This is a genomic window from Streptococcus sp. ALY_211 (genome assembly GCF_058314555.1).
Genome location: NZ_JBZFUN010000003.1, coordinates 109,890 through 129,912 on the forward strand (window position 1 = coordinate 109,890; position 20,023 = coordinate 129,912).

Annotated in this window: 19 protein-coding genes and 1 pseudogene; 15 read left to right on the forward strand and 5 right to left on the reverse strand. The window is 41.2% G+C overall.

The window, feature by feature from the left end; translation table 11 throughout:
* Nucleotides 1-20: 20 nt before the first annotated feature.
* Nucleotides 21-635, reverse strand: a complete 615-nt coding sequence (locus AC4HAJ_RS03800; protein ID WP_491078833.1) for a GNAT family N-acetyltransferase — start codon at nucleotides 633-635, stop codon at nucleotides 21-23.
* Nucleotides 636-782: 147 nt separating this feature from the next.
* Between AC4HAJ_RS03800 and AC4HAJ_RS03805 the strand changes: the two genes are divergently transcribed.
* From AC4HAJ_RS03805 to AC4HAJ_RS03835, 7 genes and pseudogenes are all read left to right on the forward strand, one after another.
* Nucleotides 783-3,875 carry a pilus expression-regulating Snf2 family helicase gene (locus tag AC4HAJ_RS03805; RefSeq protein WP_491078834.1) on the forward strand — a complete coding sequence of 1,031 codons (3,093 nt, stop codon included), beginning with the start codon at nucleotides 783-785 and terminating at the stop codon, nucleotides 3,873-3,875.
* Between the two features lie 79 nt (nucleotides 3,876-3,954).
* Nucleotides 3,955-4,614: a divisome accessory protein ZapJ gene (gene zapJ, locus AC4HAJ_RS03810; RefSeq protein WP_491078835.1), complete on the forward strand. Its 660-nt coding sequence runs from the start codon at nucleotides 3,955-3,957 to the stop codon at nucleotides 4,612-4,614.
* 12 nt (nucleotides 4,615-4,626) lie between these two features.
* Complete coding sequence (murC, locus tag AC4HAJ_RS03815) at nucleotides 4,627-5,958, forward strand: UDP-N-acetylmuramate--L-alanine ligase (protein ID WP_491078836.1); 1,332 nt, start codon at nucleotides 4,627-4,629, stop codon at nucleotides 5,956-5,958.
* A 59-nt stretch (nucleotides 5,959-6,017) separates the two neighbouring features.
* Entirely contained in the window at nucleotides 6,018-6,518 is a 501-nt protein-coding gene (locus tag AC4HAJ_RS03820) for a GNAT family N-acetyltransferase (protein WP_491078837.1), read from the forward strand.
* Nucleotides 6,519-7,262: 744 nt separating this feature from the next.
* A pseudogene (gene mltG, locus AC4HAJ_RS03825) lies at nucleotides 7,263-8,417 on the forward strand (endolytic transglycosylase MltG); the annotation flags it as partial.
* Between the two features lie 40 nt (nucleotides 8,418-8,457).
* Complete coding sequence (gene greA, locus AC4HAJ_RS03830) at nucleotides 8,458-8,943, forward strand: transcription elongation factor GreA (RefSeq protein WP_491078838.1); 486 nt, start codon at nucleotides 8,458-8,460, stop codon at nucleotides 8,941-8,943.
* A gap of 142 nt (nucleotides 8,944-9,085) precedes the next feature.
* On the forward strand, nucleotides 9,086-9,388 hold the full coding sequence (locus AC4HAJ_RS03835; protein WP_491078839.1) for a hypothetical protein: 303 nt from the start codon (nucleotides 9,086-9,088) through the stop codon (nucleotides 9,386-9,388).
* A 248-nt stretch (nucleotides 9,389-9,636) separates the two neighbouring features.
* Here the strand turns inward: AC4HAJ_RS03835 and AC4HAJ_RS03840 are convergent, their stop codons facing one another.
* The 3 genes from AC4HAJ_RS03840 to AC4HAJ_RS03850 all read right to left on the reverse strand — a co-directional run bounded on the left by AC4HAJ_RS03840 (nucleotide 9,637) and on the right by AC4HAJ_RS03850 (nucleotide 11,629).
* The gene (locus AC4HAJ_RS03840; protein ID WP_491078840.1) at nucleotides 9,637-9,858 is read right to left on the reverse strand and encodes a Blp family class II bacteriocin; all 222 of its coding nucleotides are present in this window, start codon (nucleotides 9,856-9,858) and stop codon (nucleotides 9,637-9,639) included.
* A gap of 493 nt (nucleotides 9,859-10,351) precedes the next feature.
* Nucleotides 10,352-11,269 carry a membrane protein insertase YidC gene (yidC, locus tag AC4HAJ_RS03845; protein ID WP_491078841.1) on the reverse strand — a complete coding sequence of 306 codons (918 nt, stop codon included), beginning with the start codon at nucleotides 11,267-11,269 and terminating at the stop codon, nucleotides 10,352-10,354.
* A gap of 81 nt (nucleotides 11,270-11,350) precedes the next feature.
* Nucleotides 11,351-11,629 carry an acylphosphatase gene (locus AC4HAJ_RS03850; RefSeq protein WP_491078842.1) on the reverse strand — a complete coding sequence of 93 codons (279 nt, stop codon included), beginning with the start codon at nucleotides 11,627-11,629 and terminating at the stop codon, nucleotides 11,351-11,353.
* 57 nt (nucleotides 11,630-11,686) lie between these two features.
* On the opposite strand from AC4HAJ_RS03850, the gene AC4HAJ_RS03855 reads away from it, so the two are divergent.
* Genes AC4HAJ_RS03855 through AC4HAJ_RS03865 form a run of 3 tightly spaced genes read left to right on the forward strand, consistent with a single transcriptional unit; the run spans nucleotide 11,687 to nucleotide 13,687 of the window.
* Complete coding sequence (locus AC4HAJ_RS03855; RefSeq protein ID WP_491078843.1) at nucleotides 11,687-12,457, forward strand: TrmH family RNA methyltransferase; 771 nt, start codon at nucleotides 11,687-11,689, stop codon at nucleotides 12,455-12,457.
* Nucleotides 12,457-12,963 (forward strand): HD domain-containing protein, encoded by a 507-nt coding sequence (locus tag AC4HAJ_RS03860; protein ID WP_491078844.1) that lies wholly within the window; start codon nucleotides 12,457-12,459, stop codon nucleotides 12,961-12,963. Before AC4HAJ_RS03855 ends, AC4HAJ_RS03860 begins: the two co-directional genes overlap by 1 nt.
* Before the next feature lie 25 nt (nucleotides 12,964-12,988).
* Entirely contained in the window at nucleotides 12,989-13,687 is a 699-nt protein-coding gene (locus AC4HAJ_RS03865) for a Bax inhibitor-1/YccA family protein (protein ID WP_491078845.1), read from the forward strand.
* A 98-nt stretch (nucleotides 13,688-13,785) separates the two neighbouring features.
* Here AC4HAJ_RS03865 and AC4HAJ_RS03870 read toward each other — a convergent pair whose 3' ends face one another.
* On the reverse strand, nucleotides 13,786-14,397 hold the full coding sequence (locus tag AC4HAJ_RS03870) for a DUF6287 domain-containing protein (protein ID WP_491078846.1): 612 nt from the start codon (nucleotides 14,395-14,397) through the stop codon (nucleotides 13,786-13,788).
* Between the two features lie 138 nt (nucleotides 14,398-14,535).
* Here AC4HAJ_RS03870 and trhO point away from each other — a divergent pair, with 138 nt between their 5' ends.
* From trhO to hisD, 5 genes are all read left to right on the forward strand, one after another.
* Nucleotides 14,536-15,522: an oxygen-dependent tRNA uridine(34) hydroxylase TrhO gene (gene trhO / locus AC4HAJ_RS03875; protein WP_491078847.1), complete on the forward strand. Its 987-nt coding sequence runs from the start codon at nucleotides 14,536-14,538 to the stop codon at nucleotides 15,520-15,522.
* Between the two features lie 528 nt (nucleotides 15,523-16,050).
* Complete coding sequence (gene hisC / locus AC4HAJ_RS03880; RefSeq protein WP_491078848.1) at nucleotides 16,051-17,115, forward strand: histidinol-phosphate transaminase; 1,065 nt, start codon at nucleotides 16,051-16,053, stop codon at nucleotides 17,113-17,115.
* 3 nt (nucleotides 17,116-17,118) lie between these two features.
* Nucleotides 17,119-18,096, forward strand: a complete 978-nt coding sequence (locus tag AC4HAJ_RS03885) for an ATP phosphoribosyltransferase regulatory subunit (RefSeq protein ID WP_491078849.1) — start codon at nucleotides 17,119-17,121, stop codon at nucleotides 18,094-18,096.
* Nucleotides 18,093-18,743 (forward strand): ATP phosphoribosyltransferase, encoded by a 651-nt coding sequence (hisG, locus tag AC4HAJ_RS03890; RefSeq protein WP_491078850.1) that lies wholly within the window; start codon nucleotides 18,093-18,095, stop codon nucleotides 18,741-18,743. The genes AC4HAJ_RS03885 and hisG overlap by 4 nt, the downstream gene beginning before the upstream one ends.
* Nucleotides 18,740-20,023: a histidinol dehydrogenase gene (gene hisD, locus AC4HAJ_RS03895; protein ID WP_491078851.1), complete on the forward strand. Its 1,284-nt coding sequence runs from the start codon at nucleotides 18,740-18,742 to the stop codon at nucleotides 20,021-20,023. The genes hisG and hisD overlap by 4 nt, the downstream gene beginning before the upstream one ends.

Below are 20,023 nucleotides of genomic sequence, written 5' to 3' on the forward strand. Positions count from 1 at the left end.
ATAGGCAGGTTACTGAGTAATCAATTTTTTTCATTATCGATTTCTGCTTCCTTGCTCTGATAACAATTATAGCTGGGTGTTTGAACAAAGGGGATAATAGGCAGTGGCTTATCAGGTAGTGAGGCTAGGCTTTTTTCTAGCCATTTCATGTCATACCAACGTCCAAACTTGTATCCAGACTGATTAAAGCTCCCGACAATTTTGTAGCCCAAATGTTCATGAAAGGCCAAACTGGTATTGTTGAGATAAGGGTCTTCCTCAGTTGTCGTTGCAATACAAGCCATGCTCTTTAGGATTCCCTGTTCTTGTAAAGCCTCTTCGATAGCTTGGTAGAGACGTTTACCTGTTCCCCTTCCCCTTGCATTTGGCGCCAGATAGATCGTAACCTCTGCTAACCATTGGTAGGCAGGACGGCGGTGAAAGGCAGAAGCGTAGGCATAGCCCAAAATATGATTCCCCTCTTGGGCGACCAAATAAGGATAAGTTTTAGAAATATTAGCGATGTTGAGCCGAAATATATCTAGGTCAGGTGAATGATAATCGAAAGTAATAGCAGTATTTTGCACATAAAAATTGTAAATTGCTAAAAGATCCTGAGCATCGCTTTCTTGAGCAAGGCGTATAGTGATTGCCATAATCTGTTCTCCTTGATAAGCAAAAAGGATAATACCTTAGTCGTAGTATAACATAAAGCCCCAAAAGACACTATTTTTGTGTGAACTCCGTATAGATTTGGTATAATCAAGGGATAAGTTATCTTAAAAGTAGATTGGAAATGTGATATGGTACGATTGATTCCTGGTCGGATACGCAACGAAGGAAATGCCTTATCTCAAGCGGGAAAGGTGACCATTTTATCAACAGTAGATAAAATTATTAAAGCCCAAGTAGATGGCTTAACCTTAACCTTTGACTTCGATGATGACCAGATGGACTGTAGCTGTGATCTCTTTAGGGAGAAGAATTATTGCCAGCACATTGCAGCTGTAGAGCATTATTTGAAAACGAGTCCTGAAGGCCAAGAGATCTTAGAAAAATTCAATAGTGAGGATCAATACCAAAAGCATCAAGAAAATCTCTTTTCCTTTGGGAACCTCTTTTTAGATGGTCTATCAATCAATGATGACGACAGCCTGAAATATCGCCTATCAGTAGTGGGCGAACAAGATGATTATCACGCAACCATCTGGTGGACATTCTATATCAATCGTCTTCCTGATAATAGACGTTATGTTATCAGAGACATCAAAAGTTTTTTAAAAATCATTGACCAAGAAGATCATTACCAAATTGGAAAAAATTACTTTGAATCGTTGTCTTATTTGAATTTTGATGAAGCAAGTCGAGAGGTTCTTGATTTTTTGAATCGTTTGATTCCTGACGAAGAGATCAGTCGTTTAGACTATCTCCTTCCTAGTAAGGCCAGATACCTTGCTCTTCCTGCAGGCTTCTTTGAGGAGGGCGTCCACCTCTTGCAGTCACTCTATGACTTTCAGGTCAACATCAACCAGCAAGAGTATAAATCTCTACAATTTAAGGAGCTGGAAGGTGAAGATGGCCTTTACACCTTTAAAGTAGAGGTTCATCAGCAATCGATTGAGTTAATTATTGTTGAGAAATTTCATCAGGATTTCTTTGAGCAAACCTACCTGCTCCACCGCAACACCTTTTACCATCTCAACCATAAGCAGATCAAGCTAGTAAAGGCACTAAAAACCTTGGTTATCGAGGCGGATCTTAATAAGCATGTTTACCTGGGTTTAGAGGATCAAGCCAAGCTGGCTGCCAGTCTCCTAGATTTCTCAGAAATTGGTTTAGTCCAAGCACCTAAAACCTTTCAAATTCGTGATTTTAAGCCACTATTTCAGTTAGACCTATCCGATAATGGTGACGTTCTTCTCAGGCTAACCTATGATTATAACGGCATTCAGGTATCAGATAAGTCTACCTTATCCAATCTGCCTTTTGCAAGTAATTTTAAGCACGAGGAACAAATTAGACGCCTTATAGAAAGCCAAGGTTTTACTGGCTATTTTAATGCTCGCCGTCAGCCTCTGGAAGGAATAGAGCTCTATCAATTTTTCACCCAAACCATTCCACGTCTGTCAAAATTTGGGGATGTTGAGCTGAGTCAGCGCCTAGAAGATCTCTACTTGACAGAGACGCCACAAGTCTCTGTAACGACTAGTGCAGGTTTATTGGATGTCTCCTTTGATTTCTCTAGTTTGGAAGAGGGAGATATCGACCAGGCTATGAACGCTCTGACACAAAATCAACCTTATTTTATCAATGCTAAAGGACGCTTAGTTGTTTTTGATGATGAAACCAAACGCATCAGCAAATCCCTAAAAGATCTTAGAGCTAAAGCAGCAGGTAGAGGGCATCTATCCTTATCAACCTTGTCGGCTTTTCAATTAACTGATACCCTTGAATCATTCAGTCGTGTCGATTTTTCGGAAGATTTCAAGCAATTAGCCCATGACTTGACCCACCCCCAAGATTTTGACATCAGTGGAGTCAGCGTCCAAGCAGAATTGAGGGATTACCAACTGACAGGGATTAAATGGATGTCTATGTTGGATCATTATGGCTTCGGTGGTATTTTAGCTGATGATATGGGACTGGGAAAAACCCTTCAAACCATTGCTTTTTTGAGTTCACGTCTGACAGGGCAATCAAGAGTTCTCGTCTTAGCTCCCTCTAGCTTGATTTATAACTGGAAAGATGAATTTACTAAGTTTGCTCCGCAGATAGATGTCGCTGTGGCCTATGGTCCTAAGGACGATCGTCTGGCAGATATTAATCAAGGGCATCAAGTCACTATCACCAGTTATGCCTCCTTTAGGCAGGATTTTGAGACCTATAAAGCCAGTCATTATGATTATTTGATCATGGACGAAGCCCAGGTGATGAAAAACACCCAAACCAAGATTGCTCAAAATCTACGGGAATTTGAAGTAGGTAACTGCATTGCCCTTTCTGGAACCCCCATCGAAAATAAGCTACTGGAAATATGGTCCATTTTCCAAATTGTACTTCCAGGACTTCTTCCTAATAAAAAAGCTTTTCTCAAGCTTGAACCAAAGGAAGTCGCCAAGCTGATCACTCCCTTTATTTTACGTCGTCGCAAAGAAGAAGTTCTTCCTGAGCTGCCAGATCTTATTGAGACGACTTATTACAATGAATTAGATGACCAGCAAAAAGCTATTTATCTGGCCCAGCTACGTCAGATGCAAGCCGATATTCAACAGGCGAGCGATAGTGAGTTAAACAGCCAGAAGATTCAAATTTTAGCTGGTATTACTCGACTGCGCCAAATCTGTGATACACCAGCTCTTTTTATGAATTATAAAGGTGAGAGTGGTAAAATTGATAGTCTAAGACAGCTCCTACTTCAGATCAAAGAGAGCGGCAATAGAACCTTGATCTTTTCACAGTTTAGAAATATGCTAGATATTGCTGAAAATCTATCTGAAGAACTAGGGTTGGGAACCTATAAGATTACAGGTTCGACACCATCCAAGGCACGTCAGGAAATGACCAAAGCTTACAATAATGGGAGCAAGGACGTTTTCCTGATTTCTCTAAAAGCAGGAGGTGTAGGCTTGAATCTTACCGGGGCAGACACGGTCATACTCATCGACCTCTGGTGGAATCCTGCGGTTGAGATGCAGGCGATCAGCCGAGCTCATAGGATCGGTCAACAGCAAAATGTTGAGGTCTTCCGATTGATTACTAGAGGAACTATAGAAGAGAAAATCTTAGAACTGCAAGAATCCAAGCGCAACCTTGTCACAACGGTTCTAGATGGTGACGAAAGCCGAGGCAACATGAGCATTGAAGAGATCAAGGAAATTTTAGGGATCAGTTCCTAATCATTTTGACATGCTCATGATTTAGGGTATAATAGAAGCGTTAGTGTCACGCTAAGGATTTGGCAGGAAAGGAGTGACTATGGTTAGAAAAAAACGACAGTTTCCCTTGGTAGCAGATGAAGAGTTAGTCATCTCCTCACCCCCAAGGATGGAGCTTTACGATAACAAAGATCTGATTAATAATATTCATGGAGATTATGCAGGTAAGACCTATCCTGACAATCATGAGCTAATCAGCCAAGAACCAACAGCCACAACCCAGGTGCCTAAGGCGTCCTCCATTAGTCAAAAGCCTGCAAAGACCGAAGAAAAATCTTATGCTGAGATTGTACGTGAGCAAGCCAAACAAGACCTCAAGCGTAAGCGTCAGACACAGATTGCTCAGGAAACTAAAATTCCGAGCAAACTCAGTTTTCAGCGGCGAAAAAATCAGCAGAACTCTGACTCCCAACTCCCGACAGCCTTTTTTAATGGACGTAAGGCCAATGCTAGACATAAAGAAGAGCTGCCGACTGATCGTTTGACGAGGCTCAATCGCAAACTTCATCAGGAGAGTTATATTTTAGCAGAGCTTCCCAAGGTCTATCATGAGCCTAGTAATCCATCTGCAAAAAAACATACAAAAAACAATTATGACTTCTTGAAACGAAGCCAAATCTACAATCAAAAAGAGACACAAGAGCGCCGCAGTCATCAAATTGCTAAGGAGCTCAATTTGATGTTTGACAGTGAGTATTAGAAAAGAGATCGCATGACTAAAACTTATCATTTTATTGGTATTAAAGGATCAGGGATGAGTGCTTTGGCCTTGATGCTCCATCAAATGGGACACAGGGTGCAAGGCTCCGATGTGGACAAGTACTACTTTACACAAAGAGGGCTAGAACAAGCTGGTATCACGATCTTACCTTTTGATCAAGCCAATATCACTAGTGATGTCGAGCTGATTGCAGGGAATGCCTTTAGACAAGATAACAATATTGAAATAGCCTATGCTATGGAAAAGGGCTACAATTTTAAACGTTATCATGAATTCCTAGGTGAGTTTATGAATCAGTTTATCAGTCTTGGCGTGGCAGGTGCTCATGGTAAAACCTCGACCACAGGCCTGTTAGCTCACGTCTTGCGTAACATCACAGATACCTCTTACTTAATTGGTGATGGTACAGGACGTGGTTCCGCCAATAGTCAGTACTTTGTTTTTGAGTCTGATGAGTATGAGCGCCACTTTATGCCTTATCATCCAGCCTACTCTATTATTACTAATATTGACTTTGACCATCCTGACTATTTCACTTCTATTGATGATGTATTCAGTGCTTTCAATGATTATGCTAAGCAGGTTCAAAAAGGTCTCTTTGTTTATGGTGAAGATCCCTACCTAAGAAAAATTACGGCCAAGGCCCCTATCTATTACTATGGCTTTGAGGATACGGATGACTTTGTCGCCTATGATATTGTTCGTACGACCAATGGCTCTGATTTCAAGGTTAAGCATAATAATGAAGAGCTAGGTAGTTTCCATGTACCTGCCTTCGGCCGCCACAACATCTTAAATGCGACAGCAGTTATTGCTAATCTTTACGTGGCAGGCTTTAATATGAACCTGGTCGCTGAGCATCTCCGAAGTTTTAACGGTGTTAAACGTCGCTTCACGGAAAAAATTATTAATGATACAACTATCATCGATGACTTTGCTCACCATCCAACTGAGATTATCGCAACCTTGGATGCTGCTCGTCAAAAGTATCCTTCCAAGGAAATTGTCGCTATTTTCCAGCCCCATACCTTTACCCGTACCATTGCCTTACTCGATGAGTTTGCAGACGCTCTCAATGAGGCAGATAGCGTCTATCTAGCCCAAATTTACGGCTCAGCCCGTGAGAGTGACAAGGGTGATGTTAAGGTTGAAGATTTGGCTGACAAAATCAAGAAACCTGCCAAGGTTGTTACCGTAGACAATGTATCACCACTGCTAGATCATAATAACGCTGTCTACGTATTTATGGGAGCTGGGGATATTCAACTATACGAACGCTCCTTTGAAGAACTGATTGCAAATCTAGCCAAAAATACCCAATGATAAATAGGGCGAGTGGATATCCACTCGCTTTTATCAAGACTAGAAAGGAGAATGATCTTATGCTAAGCATTAGACAGGTAGATCGTGATGATTTAGGAGAAATAATTGATATCGAAATGGCTAATTTTTCTGACCAAAAAGCGGCAAGCCCCCAAGTGCTGGCTCAGCGTATGAAGTACCTCCCAGATACCTTTTTAGTGGCTGAGCAATCCGGTCGACTTGTTGCCTATATCGTAGGTCCGGTTGGGCAAGAACGCTACTTAGACGATCAAATATTTACCCAAGTGACTTCTAATCCCAAGACAGGTGGCTATATCCAAGTTCAATCTCTGTCTGTAGCACCGTCCTACCAAGGCCAAGGTCTGGGGGCAGCTTTACTCGCAGCTATGAAAGATTTGGCTGTTGCTAAAGGGCGTTTAGGCATTACTTTAACCTGTCATGCAGACTTGATTGCTTATTATGAGGCAAATGGCTTTAGTGATGAGGGAGAATCTGATTCGACACATGGTGATCAAGAATGGTTCAACATGGTCTGGGACAACCCGCATTTAAAGGCTTAGCCGCCAAGATTTGCATTTGTCATTAAATTTAGATATAATGGCGACTGATAATTATGAGGAGGAAAAGCTTTGACTGATTTGAATAAAGGACGATCAAGGTCTGAATCTGAAAATTTCAAAGAACAGATTTTGAGCGAATTAGAAGAGGCAAAGCAGGAGAAAGGCCTCTATAATGATGGTAGAAATCAATCTACTGCAAGCAACGTTAATGGCTATGGTCAGCATAAAAATAATTCTGAATTTGATTGGCAGGCTGCTGCTAACCAGCTCAAAGAAAATGAAGCAGGTGCGACTGAAAAGCAAGCATTTGCACAGCCTCAGACTACCCCTCAACAAAGGGAAGGTCAATTATCATCAGAAATCTCTGGTCTTAAGCCAGATAGCAATATCCTCGGAAACGATAATTTAACAGAGATATTAGCCGCAACCAAGCCATCTCATCCTCAAGATGATGAGATTGAAGATGTCGATCTATCAGGCTTTACAGTTCCAATTCCTATCACAGACATTAGATCGGCTATTGATGAGGCTGAGACGGTTGATTCTGATCAGACATCGGTCGTAACAGTATCACTGCCCGATCCGGTCGATAGTGGCAGTGTCATACCAACTGACAGTTCATACGATTCTCCAGCTGATAGTGTTGACGAAGTAGATCAGGCTCAGTCGCCTGATCAAGAGGACAAAGAAGATGAAGCGGTGACGGATGAGGAAGGCTCGACAGATCTCTTTGACGGACTGAAGCGGAGAGCTGCTAAACGTGAGAAGAAAAAACGCCTAGCCAAGCGCATTAGTTTTTGGTTTATTACAGCCATTGTTCTAGTGCTTTTGGCAGGAGGAGCCTACGGAACTTACTATGTTAAATCTAGTCTTGAACCGCTAGATAAAAAAGCGAGTAAGTATGTTTCTATTGAGATTCCGTCCTCGGCTTCCAGCAAACAAATTGGACAGATCCTAGAAGATAATGGCATTATCAAAAATGCTGATATTTTCAATTACTATACCAAGTTTAAAAATATCAGTAACCTTCAGAGTGGCTTCTACAACTTTAAGGCTAGCATGAGTATCGATGATATCATCAAGCAACTGCAAAGTGGCGGAACTGCTAAACCGACAGATCCGTCAGCAGGTAAGATTATTATTCCAGAAGGCTATACTATTGAGCAGATTGCTACAGCGATCGAGAGCAATGACCAGACAAAAACTAAAGGCGATAAAACGCCTTATAGCTCTAAAGAATTTCTCAAGCTGATGAAAAATGATGCTTTTATCAAAAAGATGAAGGAGAAGTATCCTAAATTATTAGCAGATATACCAAATAAGAAGGATGCTACTTATCAGCTAGAAGGCTATCTCTTCCCAGCAACTTATGACTATAGCAAGGATCTTACCTTGGAAGGTTTAGCAGAGCAGATGATTGCAACCATGGATACTTACTTGACGGATTATTACGATCAAATTGAAAGCTCGGATTATTCTGTCAATGAAACCTTGGCTTTGGCTTCTTTGATAGAAAAAGAGGGACAGACCGATGAGGATCGTCGCAATATAGCCAGTGTCTTTTATAATCGTCTGAAAGCAGATATGCCTTTGCAATCTAACATCGCTATACTCTATGCGATGGGGAAACTGGGTGAAGAAACGACCCTAAAAGAAGACACGAAAGTCAATACCAATATCAAGTCTCCATATAATATCTATAAGCACAAAGGTTTGATGCCTGGACCGGTTGATAGTCCTAGCCTCTCGGCTATTAAAGCTGCTGTTAATCCGGCTAAAACCAAGTATCTCTACTTTGTGGCAGATGTAGAGACAGGTACTGTCTACTACACAGACAATTACAAGGAACATCAAAAAAATGTTGAGACCTACGTCAATAAAAAAGTCTCTAAAAAATAAAGCCGCTTAGGCATTCAGAAAAATAGAAAAGAGAAAGAAAATGGCAGAAAAAACCTATCCGATGACTCTCGGAGAAAAGGAAAAATTAGAACAAGAATTAGAGGAGTTGAAATTAGTTCGTCGACCAGAAGTGGTTGAACGTATCAAGATCGCACGTTCTTACGGTGACCTCTCTGAAAACTCAGAGTATGATGCAGCCAAGGATGAGCAAGCCTTTGTCGAAGGTCAAATTCAAATTTTAGAAACAAAAATTCGCTATGCCGAAATTATTGATAGTGATGCAGTTGCTTCGGACGAAGTTGCTATTGGTAAAACGGTTGTCGTTCAAGAAGTAGGAACAAGCGATCAAGATACTTACTCTATCGTTGGCTCTGCTGGTGCCGATGTCTTCTCAGGTAAGATTTCAAACGAAAGTCCAATTGCACAAGCCCTTATCGGAAAAAAAGTTGGAGAAAAGGCTGTAATTGAATCCCCAGCAGGTAGCTACGAAGTTGAAATTCTTACGGTCAGTAAAACAGAAGAGTAAGTCCTATTGACACCATAAAATGAAAGGAATCCGGAAAGTCTCTTCCGAATTCTTTTTTTATGCCTGTTATTTCTTTTTAAGTTTTTCTTTAGTTTTATTTTTGCTAAAATAGACATAATGAAATATTTGGAAAGGATACAGTATGTCCATTGTGATGACGCTCATGCCCAAAATTCTTTGGATAGGAGCAGGCATTTTTATCGTTGGCTATATTTGCAAAAAACAGCCTCAAAAGCTGGAACAGTATCGAACAGGACCAGCCTTGTTGGGGATCTTATTCTTAGCCGTTGTTTTAATAGAAGTGTTAGATCCTATCAACTATATAATAGCCATGATGTTGGTCGGCTTGTTTATGTTCTTGCAAACTTTACAGAGAATAAGAACCTCCCCTAAAGTTTTCTTTTGGGTATACTTTTTATTGAGCTTACTAGAACCTTGGAGGTAAGAGTGTTTTCACAATGTTCGATTAACATTCAAATTTGAAATATAAATTGGTAATTAATATTTAAGGTCAGAAGGTCATTAAACACAGTGGTAAGCATACGAACACTACATAGGGAGAGCCGGTCGAGATAAACTAAACAAAATAAAAACCAGCGTATTTAAACACTGGCTTTTATTTTATAGACTTATATCTTTAATTAAAACAGATGGTCGTATTTTTATCCGTGCACTATGTAGCTACACCGTATCCTAGGCACCGTATCCTAGGCCTGCACCAACAGCTCCGACTCCAGCACAAGCTGCAAGCGCATATGGATGCCATACTCCACTTGTAGAACAGTAAGTAAATCCAGAAGCTGCCCCACCTGCAATTCTAAGTGCTGTATCAACAGCTTTATTCTTTTTACCACCAAAAATATCTGATAGTTCATTATTAGTTAAATTTGTATAATTAATTGAATGTAATTCCATAATATCCTCCATTATGACTAAAAATTATTGTTAACTTGGCCAAGCAACATAGCTAGTATACTAAAATTTTTAGCATATGATCATTTTTTACTCAAAATGTTAATTTAAATACCTGAATGGCTAAAAATTCCAAAATAAACTACCGTTCAGGCAATAAAAACGACCATTCAGGCAAAGTTATACAATTTGACTTACAGAGATTTTTAGGTAAAAATCAAAGATAGTTATGATACAAAATTATAAAATATCTCATAAACGATTTTAGAAGATTCAAAAGTAAAAAATATTAACTTATTAACTTTTAAATCTTTATTGTTAAATAACTCAAAGACATTAAGTACAATGTTTGTAATTATCAAAGCTTGGAAAAACTTCAAGAAATTCATAACATTTACCACACTTTGAATATCAAAAAAGAAAAGACGAACTTCGTCTTCTCTGGTACTTAGACTACAAGTCCTCCCTACTACAGTTGACAAATAGCTTGAGATTATTATTTACGATTTTGTTTACCAGCATTTCGCTTTTTATTTTGATTAGTAATAGCCTGAGCAGATTGCTTTGGGGTCACATCCTTACGAGCCTTTTGACTTGCCTGAGGCATTTTTGGAGGGTTATTTTTAAATTCTTCTGCCACTTTTTTCTTCATATGAGGCTTGATGAAAAAGATGGTTAGTAGTTGTTGAAATGCAGAGAAGATTCCACCGACTAACCAATAAAGAACAAAAGCAGATGTTGATGCAAAACCAAAGATAACCATAAAAAGTGGCATCATATAGGTAGTAGAACCAACCTGTTCACGCTGCTCAGGTGGCATCTGACGCACAGACAACCAAGATTGGAATAGATAGAGCAAGGTAATGATGGCCATCAACAATAGATCCCTCTGTCCCAAATTGAACCATAGAAAGTTTTCTTTGTTAATGCCAGGGGTATAACGTATAGCCCAATATAAGGCTGAGAAGAAGGGAAACTGAATCAGGAAAGGCAAACAGCCCATACCGCCTAGGAGACTGATACCGTTAGCACGATTGGCTTCTAGCAACTCAGCATTAGCCGCCATTTTTTCTTCTCTAGTCTGAGCTTCTTTAATACGCTTATTGATAGGTTCAAAAATAGGAGCCAGATGTTCACGCTTAGCAGTCTGATAGGCAGCACCAGATGATTGCTTAAGACTAAGTGGTAAAATAATCAGGCGAACAATGACAGTAACCAGAATAATCCCCATTCCCAAACCCAAGCCAAGGTGATCAGCGAAGTAGGTGATCAAAGATGACATGGGCTTACCAAGGAGATTCCAGATGGTACCGACAGGTTTGTGATGTTCATCGGTACGAACACATCCTGATAAAAGCAAGAGCAGGCTCAGAGAGAATCCTGTCAAGAGTAAACGTTTATGTATGTTTTTCACATTAATTTCCTTTTGTTTTAATAATACTGTACTATTTTACTGTTTTTTAGAGGATTATACAATAGTTCTTAAGTTGGAATTTTAATTGGCCATCCGAAAATCAGTATAGTCTTGAAAATTAGCTAGGCTGACATCAACGTAAGAAACTTTAGCCCAAGTAGAAGGTCCCTTGCGGACACCATGAATAAATTTAGCCATCTTACCAGCATCTTCTGATTGAGCTAATATCTCAACAGTACCATCATCGTTATTCCACACACGACCATAAATATCCCCAATTTCGAGAGCAAGTGTATAGGTAGCATAGCGAAAGCCGACCCCTTGTACACGTCCAGAGACGACTAGTCTTACTTTTTTCATAAAAATTCCTCCTCGGGACCTAGCAGATAATAGGCGTAATTATGATATAATAGCTATATGATTATTATATCGTCAAAATCCAATAATCTCATCAAAAAAACTAAGAAGTTGCTTCAAAAAAAGCACCGCCAGACTTCCTACCTAATCGAAGGTTGGCATCTCTTTGAGGAGGCGGTAGCCAATCAGGCTAAGATAGAGCAGATTTTCATAGTTGAAGAACAATGGGATCGATTGGAGGATGAATTTTCTCAAGTTACCCTTGTGACACCGGAGGTTTTAAAAGAACTCAGTCAGAGTCCTACCCCTCAAGGAATTGTTTGTCAGGTAGCACTTGAGGACTCGACGCTTCCGGATCGTTTAGACGGTTCTTATCTCCTCCTGGAGGATATCCAAGATCCTGGAAATGTTGGTACGATGATTCGGACAGCTGATGCTGCTGGTTTATCAGGCGTGCTCATCACAGATAAGACAGCAGATATCTACAGCCCAAAGACCTTGCGCTCTATGCAGGGCAGCCATTTCCACCTTCCCATCTATCGGGCTCCCATTCGGGATTTACTAGATCTGATTAGAGGATCTAAAATCAGGCTAATTGCAACGACTCTGGCAGAAAATTCGGTAGATTATCAAGCACTCAGTCCTGAGGCAAACTTTGTCCTTGCGATGGGAAATGAAGGACAAGGTATCACTGAGAATCTGGCGGTACAGGCTGATGTTTTGGCACATATTCCCATGCCTGGACAGGCAGAAAGTCTTAACGTAGCTGTAGCAACGGGGATCATGCTATTTTGGCTGATCGAGAGAAGCAATAAGATAAGGAGAGAATGATGACAGAAAGTTATAAAGAAGATAAGGAATTTATGGAGATAGTCGGACATTTGATCGACAATCCCAAATTTCAAAAGCTAGATGACATAACGCATCATTACCATTCCACACGCATGAAGCATTCGATCAATGTTGCCTATACCAGCTTTAAGGTATCTCGCAAGTTGGGCTGGGATGCCAAGGCGACAGCACGTGGAGGACTCTTGCATGATTTCTTTTTCTATGATTGGCGAGATACAAAGTTTAATAAAAGTCATGCCTGGGTACATCCCCGTATTGCCGTTAAGAATGCTAAGAAATTAATCAACCTCTCTAAAAAAGAAGAGGATATTATCCTCAAGCACATGTGGGGGGCGACAGCTGCTCCCCCTCGCTTCAAAGAGTCTTATGTAGTTACCTTGGTTGACAAATATTGGGCGATTAAAGAAGGAATCTACCCTCTTCGTCAAAAAATTAAAAATCGGAAACGCTTCAAGCGAAAAGAACTTGGTTCACATCACCATTGAGCCAGTTAAATAAGGAGATAAAAATATGGAATCATATCGTACAAACACATTAATCACACAGACTGATACGGGTCTAAATCGTTTTTATGCAAAAATTTATGGCATGGTAGGTTTTGGTATTGCTATTACCGCTATTGTATCCTACCTGATGCTTGGACCATTTATAGATAATACCCTGATGGTCATGGTCACCGCCCCTTATATTTATTACTTGGCGACTTTTGGAGAGTTAGGGCTTGTCGTAGTAGCCAGTATCGCAGCACGCAAGAATAGTCCCTTATCCTTGCCCTTGTTCTTGATCTATTCAGCCCTTAATGGTTTTACTCTAAGTTTCTTATTGCTCAGATTCACCGGTACGACTATTGCAGGTGCTTTTATTAGCTCATCACTAGTATTTTTTGCTATGGCCTTGATTGGAGCAACGACTAAGAAAGATTTGTCAGGCATAGCTAAGGCTGGAATTGCTATTCTGATTGGGATCATCATTGCTGGAGTTGTCAACATCTTTTTGGGATCAACGCTATTACAATTTGGTTTAAGTGCTTTGACCGTTATCGTATTTGCAGGGCTTATCGCCTACGATAATCAACTGATCAAGCAAGTCTATGGACAAACGCGTGGTCAAGTTTCAGATGGCTGGGTGATTTCTATGGCGCTCAATCTTTACTTAGATTTTATCAATCTCTTTATCAATATCTTGGGATTGTTTGGCAGCAACGATTAAGCATATAAAAAAACTGGGAAAACATCCCAGCTTTTTTATATCGTAGGAAAAGTATGAAAGACAAGTAACTCCTTTAGTCAGGACAAGCAGATCAACTCTTAACTTTCTCGATAAAGGACTTGCTCTGTGAATGCTTGCTTACCGGATTCATCTAAAATATCGGTAGTAGGGATAACCATACGATCTTTATCCTGATCAGAACTGTCTTTTCCATCTTGGAAATGACGATCAGGAATTTCTTGACCAGCCTTGTAGATCAGGACAGGTAGGCTAGTTCCATCTTCCAGATAAACCGTCATCAGTAACTCACCCTTACCATCTTGAGCAACTTCAATATTGCCACCGTTACCAGCATAGTCAGCTTGACCATCAACCGTGATAGTCAAGCTGCGTCCAGTAGCATCGGACCAGGTACCAACAATACCGGTATAATCTCCAGCTACAAGGGCCTCATCATCGATAGATGATTTTGGGGTAGATGGTTTCTTTTTTTTATCAGTATCCGAGGCTTTATTCTTAGAGCTAGAAGCTTTTGTCTTGCTTGTGCTCTTGCTAGCTTGAGACTCCGTTGCAGGCTGAAACTCACTCTGGCTATTAGCCTGTTTAGCATTTGAGCCGTCTTGGGATGGCTCACTGGTCATAGCCCAAATACAAAATCCAACCAGAAACAGTGCTAACAGTGCAAATACTGTCCGTAAAAAATTCTTCATGGTACCCTCCTCACATAATCTTACTATTTTTTTCTCACCATGTAAAAAAGTAACTGGACTTTAATAGGCATTTCCGCAAAAAAATTTTTAGAATCGTGTTATAATGTTAGTCAATACTAATAAGAAATGAGGATAACAATGTCTAAGGATATTCGTGTTCTACTTTATTATAAATATGTACCGATTGAAAATGCTCAGGAATATGCCAAGGTTCACTTGGAATTTTGTAAATCAATTGGTCTCAAAGGACGTATATTGATCGCTGACGAAGGGATCAATGGGACAGTTTCTGGTGATTTTGAAACCACTCAAAAATATATGGACTGGGTGCACTCTGATGAGCGCTTTGCAGATCTTTGGTTCAAGATTGATGAAGAGCCTAAAGATGCTTTCAAAAAAATGTTTGTACGTTACAAGAAAGAAATTGTCCATCTAGGTCTTGAAGATAATGACTTTGACGAGGATATCAATCCACTTGAGATAACTGGTGAATACTTAAATCCAAAGCAATTCAAAGAGGCTCTTCTTGATGAGGATACCATTGTGCTAGATACCCGTAATGATTATGAGTATGACCTTGGCCATTTCAAGGGAGCAGTGCGTCCTGATATCCGCAATTTCCGTGAACTACCACAATGGGTCCGTGATAACAAAGAAAAATTCATGGAAAAACGTGTAGTAGTCTATTGTACTGGTGGTGTACGCTGTGAAAAATTCTCTGGCTGGATGGTCCGTGAAGGATTCAAGGATGTTGGTCAACTTCATGGCGGTATCGTGACCTATGGTAAAGATCCTGAGGTGCAAGGTGATCTTTGGGAAGGTGCCATGTATGTCTTTGATGACCGAATCTCAGTGCCGATTAACCGAGTTAATCCAACGGTTATCTCTCACGACCACATTACTGGTGAGCCATGTGAACGCTATGTCAACTGTGCCAACCCTTTCTGTAATAAGCAAATCTTTATGACAGAAGAAACAGAAGACAAATATGTCAGAGGCTGCTCTCCAGAATGCCGTGCTCATGAGCGCAACCGCTATGTTGAAGAACACGGACTGACTCGTGAAGAATGGGCAGCTCGCCTAGAAGCTATTGGTGAACAGTTACCAGAAGCAGTCAAAGCTTAACATGTCAAATATGGCTTGTATATAAAAGAGGGGCTGGATCAAAAATTTTTTGTGATAGTTTCTCTTTTTTTGTTAGCCGAGTGACAACTATTGCCTCTGGCTTCCCCTGCTTTGTTTTCTTAGTAGAAATTGCGTAAATTTAGGAGGGGAAGAAAATTTCATAAGCATGAATAAATATACATTTTCTCTTGCAATCCAGAAGTCTTTAGTGTAGAATGGTATAAAACAAAGCGTTGAAAGAAAAAGTTTGAGTCTATAGACAGAGAACGCTAGTAGCTGAGAAAGCGTACCAATCTCAAACGACACATTCTTGAGTGCAGATGCGAAATTGGTTTAGAGTAGTATCTGACGGGTAGTTTCGTTATCAACTGGAAGTCGCCAAATAGTGACTTCATGAGGAGTGACAGGTGACTGTCATTCGAATCAAGGTGGAACCACGTGGAAACGTCCTGGCAAAAGTTTTTTTGCGAGGGCGTTTTATATTACGCTTTAAAAATATAAGGTGATAGCTAGAAAGAGGGTGGAGAGATGATAAAAGGTTTACGTCAAGTTGATCCTTATGTTGCTGGTCGTCAGCCTGAAGATCAGGATATGATCAAACTCAATACGAATGAGAATGCCTATGGGCCTAGCCCAGCAGTTTATGAGGCACTAGCGGAGTTCAAGGCTGAAGATCTACGTAAATATTCCAGCTTGACCCAAGAAAGTTTACGTTACCGTCTAGCCCAACAATTAGGGGTTGATACCGATCAAATCATTGTGGGCAATGGCTCCGATGATATCCTGTCCATGGCCTTTCTAGCTTTTTTTAACAGTGATGAGCCGGTTTTGTTTCCAGATTTGACCTATGGATTTTACAAGGTTTGGGCTGAACTTTATCACATCAACTATCAAGAAATTCCCTTAAACGATCGATTTGAATGGGTGATAGAGGATTATATTGCAGCTAATGGTGGCATCGTACTGGCAAATCCTAATGCACCGACAGGTATCTACAAGAGCTTAGAAGCCATCGAAAAAGTTCTACAGGCCAATCAAGATGTGGTGGTTATTGTTGATGAAGCCTATATTAGTTTTGGGGGGGAGTCAGCTCTTTCTCTGCTAGATAAGTATGAGAATCTCTTTATCACCCGAACTTTCTCAAAAGATGCTTCATTAGCCGGACTGCGAGTGGGCTATGGCATAGGAAGTCCTAAACTGATGGCTGTTATTAATGCAATCAAAAATTCTATCAATCCTTATAATGTCAATGCTATCGCCGAGAGTCTGGCCTGTGCAGCTATCGACTCTTGGGAATACTATCGCAGGAATTGTCGAAAGATTATGAAAACAAGGGACTGGTTTATCGGCGAGCTCAGGGCGATAGGCTACCATGTTCTTCCTTCTCAGACCAATTTTGTCCTAGTAGAACCTCAAGGGGTGCCGGCCAGCAAACTGTTTGACATCCTATCTTATAACAAGATATATGTCCGTTATTTTCCAAAAGTAGAACGCCTGAAGAATTTTTTACGGATCTCCATCGGAACAAGAAGGGAAATGGAGCAGGTGCTGGAAGTTATCCACCAGACATTAACACAGAAACAAGAGGACTAGCTGATGAAAAAAACAACCTTACCTATTGGAATGCATGATAAATTATTTAAACGAGCCAAGGCCATGTATGATATGGAGCGCAGCATCAGCGATCTCTTGATGGCTCAGGGCTTTAATCGAATCGAAACACCGACCCTAGAACACTTTGAAGTTTTTGGTGATGAGATAGTTCCCAACCATTATCATCTTTTTGATAAAAAAGGTGAGCTCCTCAGTCTGCGTCCCGATATCACCAGTCAGATCGGTCGTGTCATAGCCTCTACTAATATCCAAACTCCCATTAAATTCTCCTATTCTGGTAAGGTCTTTTTAAACAATGAGGAAATGCGCGGCTTAGCTAATGAGCATACCCAGGCTGGTATTGAAATCATTGGATTTCCAGTATCGGAGGCGCTTAGCGGAGCAATCTTTTCTGCCAAAGAAGCCTTAGATAGAGTTGGTGTAAAGCATTATCAGTTCGAATTTTCTCATGCCAGAATTCTGCAGACGATAGTTGCTTCCTTGAACCTTTCCGATAGCCAGGCTTCTCATTTTGCCCAGCTGATTCGTGATAAGAATATCACAGGTCTCAATGAATTTACGAGACAAGAACCAAGTGAATTTGATCGCTTGATTCAAGAGCTCCCCTTCCTTTTTGGGGAAACCAGAGCCGTATTAGATAGGGCACGCCAACTGACCAGCAATGAAGCGCTGTTAACAGCCTTAGATAGCTTGGAAATCCTGACCTTAGGTCTCAAAGATACCTTAGCTAAGACCACCCTAGATTTGGCCCAACTGCCTAGCATGCCTTACTATACAGGGATGATGTTCAAGGTCTTCGGAGATAAGGTCCCGGATGCCTTTATCTCGGGGGGACGCTACGATAAGCTCTTTGAGAGATTTGGAGCCAGTGAGCTGACAGCGGTCGGCTGGGCTATGGATATTGATTCGATTTACCAGGCTGTACACGATGATTTAACGTTTGGAGGTGAACATAAATGACAGCTAAACCAATCACCATTGCTCTGACCAAGGGGCGTATCGAAAAAGATGCACTTGCCTTGTTGGAGAAAGCAGGCTTTGATATGTCCTTCATGGCTGATAAGGGGCGTCATTTGATTTTTGAAAGTCCAGATCAAAAGTTTCGTTTCCTTTTAGTCAAGGCACCGGATGTAACGACCTATGTTCGTCACGGTGTTGCCGATATTGGGATTGTTGGCAAAGATGTTTTGATTGAGCACCCCAACGGTTACTTAGAGATGCTGGACTTAAATTTTGGCCTTTGTAAATTTTCCCTTGCCTCAACAGATTCCTACGATCCGGAAGACCATAAGCGCAAGCGCATTGCGACTAAGTATCCTAGGGTTGCAACTGACTATTTCAATCAGAAAGGTGAAGATGTCGAAATTATTTCTATCCAAGGTAGTGTTGAAATTGCGCCTGTCCTAGGCTTGTCCGATGCTATTGTGGATATTGTTGAGACAGGTAATACCCTGGTGGCTAATGGTTTGCAGGTTTACGAAGATATTTGCCGCATTTCAGCACGTTTGATTGTCAACGAGGCAGCGCTGAAAAACAATGAAGATCTGCTACCATTTATCCGCCGAATTGAGACAATTGTTGGAAGTGAGGAGGTTCCTTTTCAATGAAACGATTAACAGGAACGAATGACGAAATTGCAGCGCTTCTCTATGAGGAGCAGTTGGCCTTGAGCCAAGAAAACACTGACGTTGAAGAAACGGTCAAGCATATTATTAATGAGGTGAAAGAGCGTGGTGATCAGGCTTTGCGTGACTACAGTCAGGAGTTTGATAAAGTTAGTCTGACCACCTTTGAAGTGGGGCAAGATTTGATCGACCAAGCCTTTGAAGAAGTGGATAAGGATGTGCTGATCGCTCTTGAAAATGCTAAAGACAATATTGAGTCCTACCATCGCCAGCAGGTGGAAACTGGCTTTGAGGATCTACCCAGTCAAGGTGTTCTGCGTGGTCAACTGATCCGACCAATTGAGCGTGTCGGTGTCTATGTGCCTGGTGGAACAGCTGCTTATCCTTCCTCTGTCTTGATGAATGTCATTCCAGCTAAGATAGCTGGCGTCAAAGAGATCATCATGATCACCCCGCCTCAGGACCATTTTGTTCCAGCTATTCTGGTAGCTGCTAAACTAGCAGGTGTCGATAAAATTTACCAGATCGGCGGAGCTCAAGGTATTGCTGCTCTTGCTTACGGGACAGAGTCTGTTCCAAAGGTCGACAAGATTACCGGCCCGGGAAATATCTTTGTAGCAACTGCTAAGAAGCAAGTTTTTGGTCAGGTTGGCATCGATATGGTAGCAGGTCCATCGGAAATCGGGGTCATTGCCGACGAAACAGCACTGCCTGAGTATGTGGCGGCTGATTTACTATCACAGGCGGAACACGATGTACGCGCTCGTGCTATTCTTGTAACCGATTCGCTAGCCTTAGCAGATGCGGTGGAAGTTGAGATCGAAAAACAGCTCAAAGACTTGCCACGTCAAGACATTGCTCGTCCATCTATCGAAAACAATGGCCGCATTATTGTTGCTCCAGACAAGGACAGCATGTTTGAACTTATGAATCTAGTAGCGCCTGAGCATCTAGAGCTTGCTCTGGAACATGCCTATGATTATCTGGATCAGGTTCACAATGCTGGATCAGTCTTCCTTGGCCACTACACTAGTGAGCCGATCGGAGACTACTATGCAGGAACTAACCATGTGCTTCCGACAACAGCAACCAGCCGTTTTTCTTCAGCACTTGGGGTGTACGATTTTGTCAAGCGCATACAATATACCCAATATAGCAAGAATGCAGTCAACCTTGCCGAACACGATATCACGACTCTCGCCTACGCTGAGGGACTGCAAGCTCACGCTAAAGCTATTGAGACAAGACGTAGCAATCAATAA

Bases quoted from the DNA above. Each gene is read 5' to 3' on its own strand.
- AC4HAJ_RS03865 (WP_491078845.1), top strand. From the start codon at position 12,989: ATGGAATCATATCGTACAAACACATTAATCACACAGACTGATACGGGT.
- AC4HAJ_RS03855 (WP_491078843.1), top strand. From the start codon at position 11,687: ATGATTATTATATCGTCAAAATCCAATAATCTCATCAAAAAAACTAAG.
- AC4HAJ_RS03850 (WP_491078842.1), bottom strand. From the start codon at position 11,629: ATGAAAAAAGTAAGACTAGTCGTCTCTGGACGTGTACAAGGGGTCGGC.
- zapJ (WP_491078835.1), top strand. From the start codon at position 3,955: ATGGTTAGAAAAAAACGACAGTTTCCCTTGGTAGCAGATGAAGAGTTA.
- hisC (WP_491078848.1), top strand. From the start codon at position 16,051: ATGATAAAAGGTTTACGTCAAGTTGATCCTTATGTTGCTGGTCGTCAG.
- AC4HAJ_RS03860 (WP_491078844.1), top strand. From the start codon at position 12,457: ATGACAGAAAGTTATAAAGAAGATAAGGAATTTATGGAGATAGTCGGA.
- AC4HAJ_RS03840 (WP_491078840.1), bottom strand. From the start codon at position 9,858: ATGGAATTACATTCAATTAATTATACAAATTTAACTAATAATGAACTA.
- murC (WP_491078836.1), top strand. From the start codon at position 4,627: ATGACTAAAACTTATCATTTTATTGGTATTAAAGGATCAGGGATGAGT.
- hisG (WP_491078850.1), top strand. From the start codon at position 18,093: ATGACAGCTAAACCAATCACCATTGCTCTGACCAAGGGGCGTATCGAA.
- AC4HAJ_RS03885 (WP_491078849.1), top strand. From the start codon at position 17,119: ATGAAAAAAACAACCTTACCTATTGGAATGCATGATAAATTATTTAAA.
- AC4HAJ_RS03820 (WP_491078837.1), top strand. From the start codon at position 6,018: ATGCTAAGCATTAGACAGGTAGATCGTGATGATTTAGGAGAAATAATT.
- AC4HAJ_RS03800 (WP_491078833.1), bottom strand. From the start codon at position 635: ATGGCAATCACTATACGCCTTGCTCAAGAAAGCGATGCTCAGGATCTT.
- AC4HAJ_RS03870 (WP_491078846.1), bottom strand. From the start codon at position 14,397: ATGAAGAATTTTTTACGGACAGTATTTGCACTGTTAGCACTGTTTCTG.
- AC4HAJ_RS03835 (WP_491078839.1), top strand. From the start codon at position 9,086: ATGTCCATTGTGATGACGCTCATGCCCAAAATTCTTTGGATAGGAGCA.
- trhO (WP_491078847.1), top strand. From the start codon at position 14,536: ATGTCTAAGGATATTCGTGTTCTACTTTATTATAAATATGTACCGATT.
- AC4HAJ_RS03805 (WP_491078834.1), top strand. From the start codon at position 783: ATGGTACGATTGATTCCTGGTCGGATACGCAACGAAGGAAATGCCTTA.
- greA (WP_491078838.1), top strand. From the start codon at position 8,458: ATGGCAGAAAAAACCTATCCGATGACTCTCGGAGAAAAGGAAAAATTA.
- hisD (WP_491078851.1), top strand. From the start codon at position 18,740: ATGAAACGATTAACAGGAACGAATGACGAAATTGCAGCGCTTCTCTAT.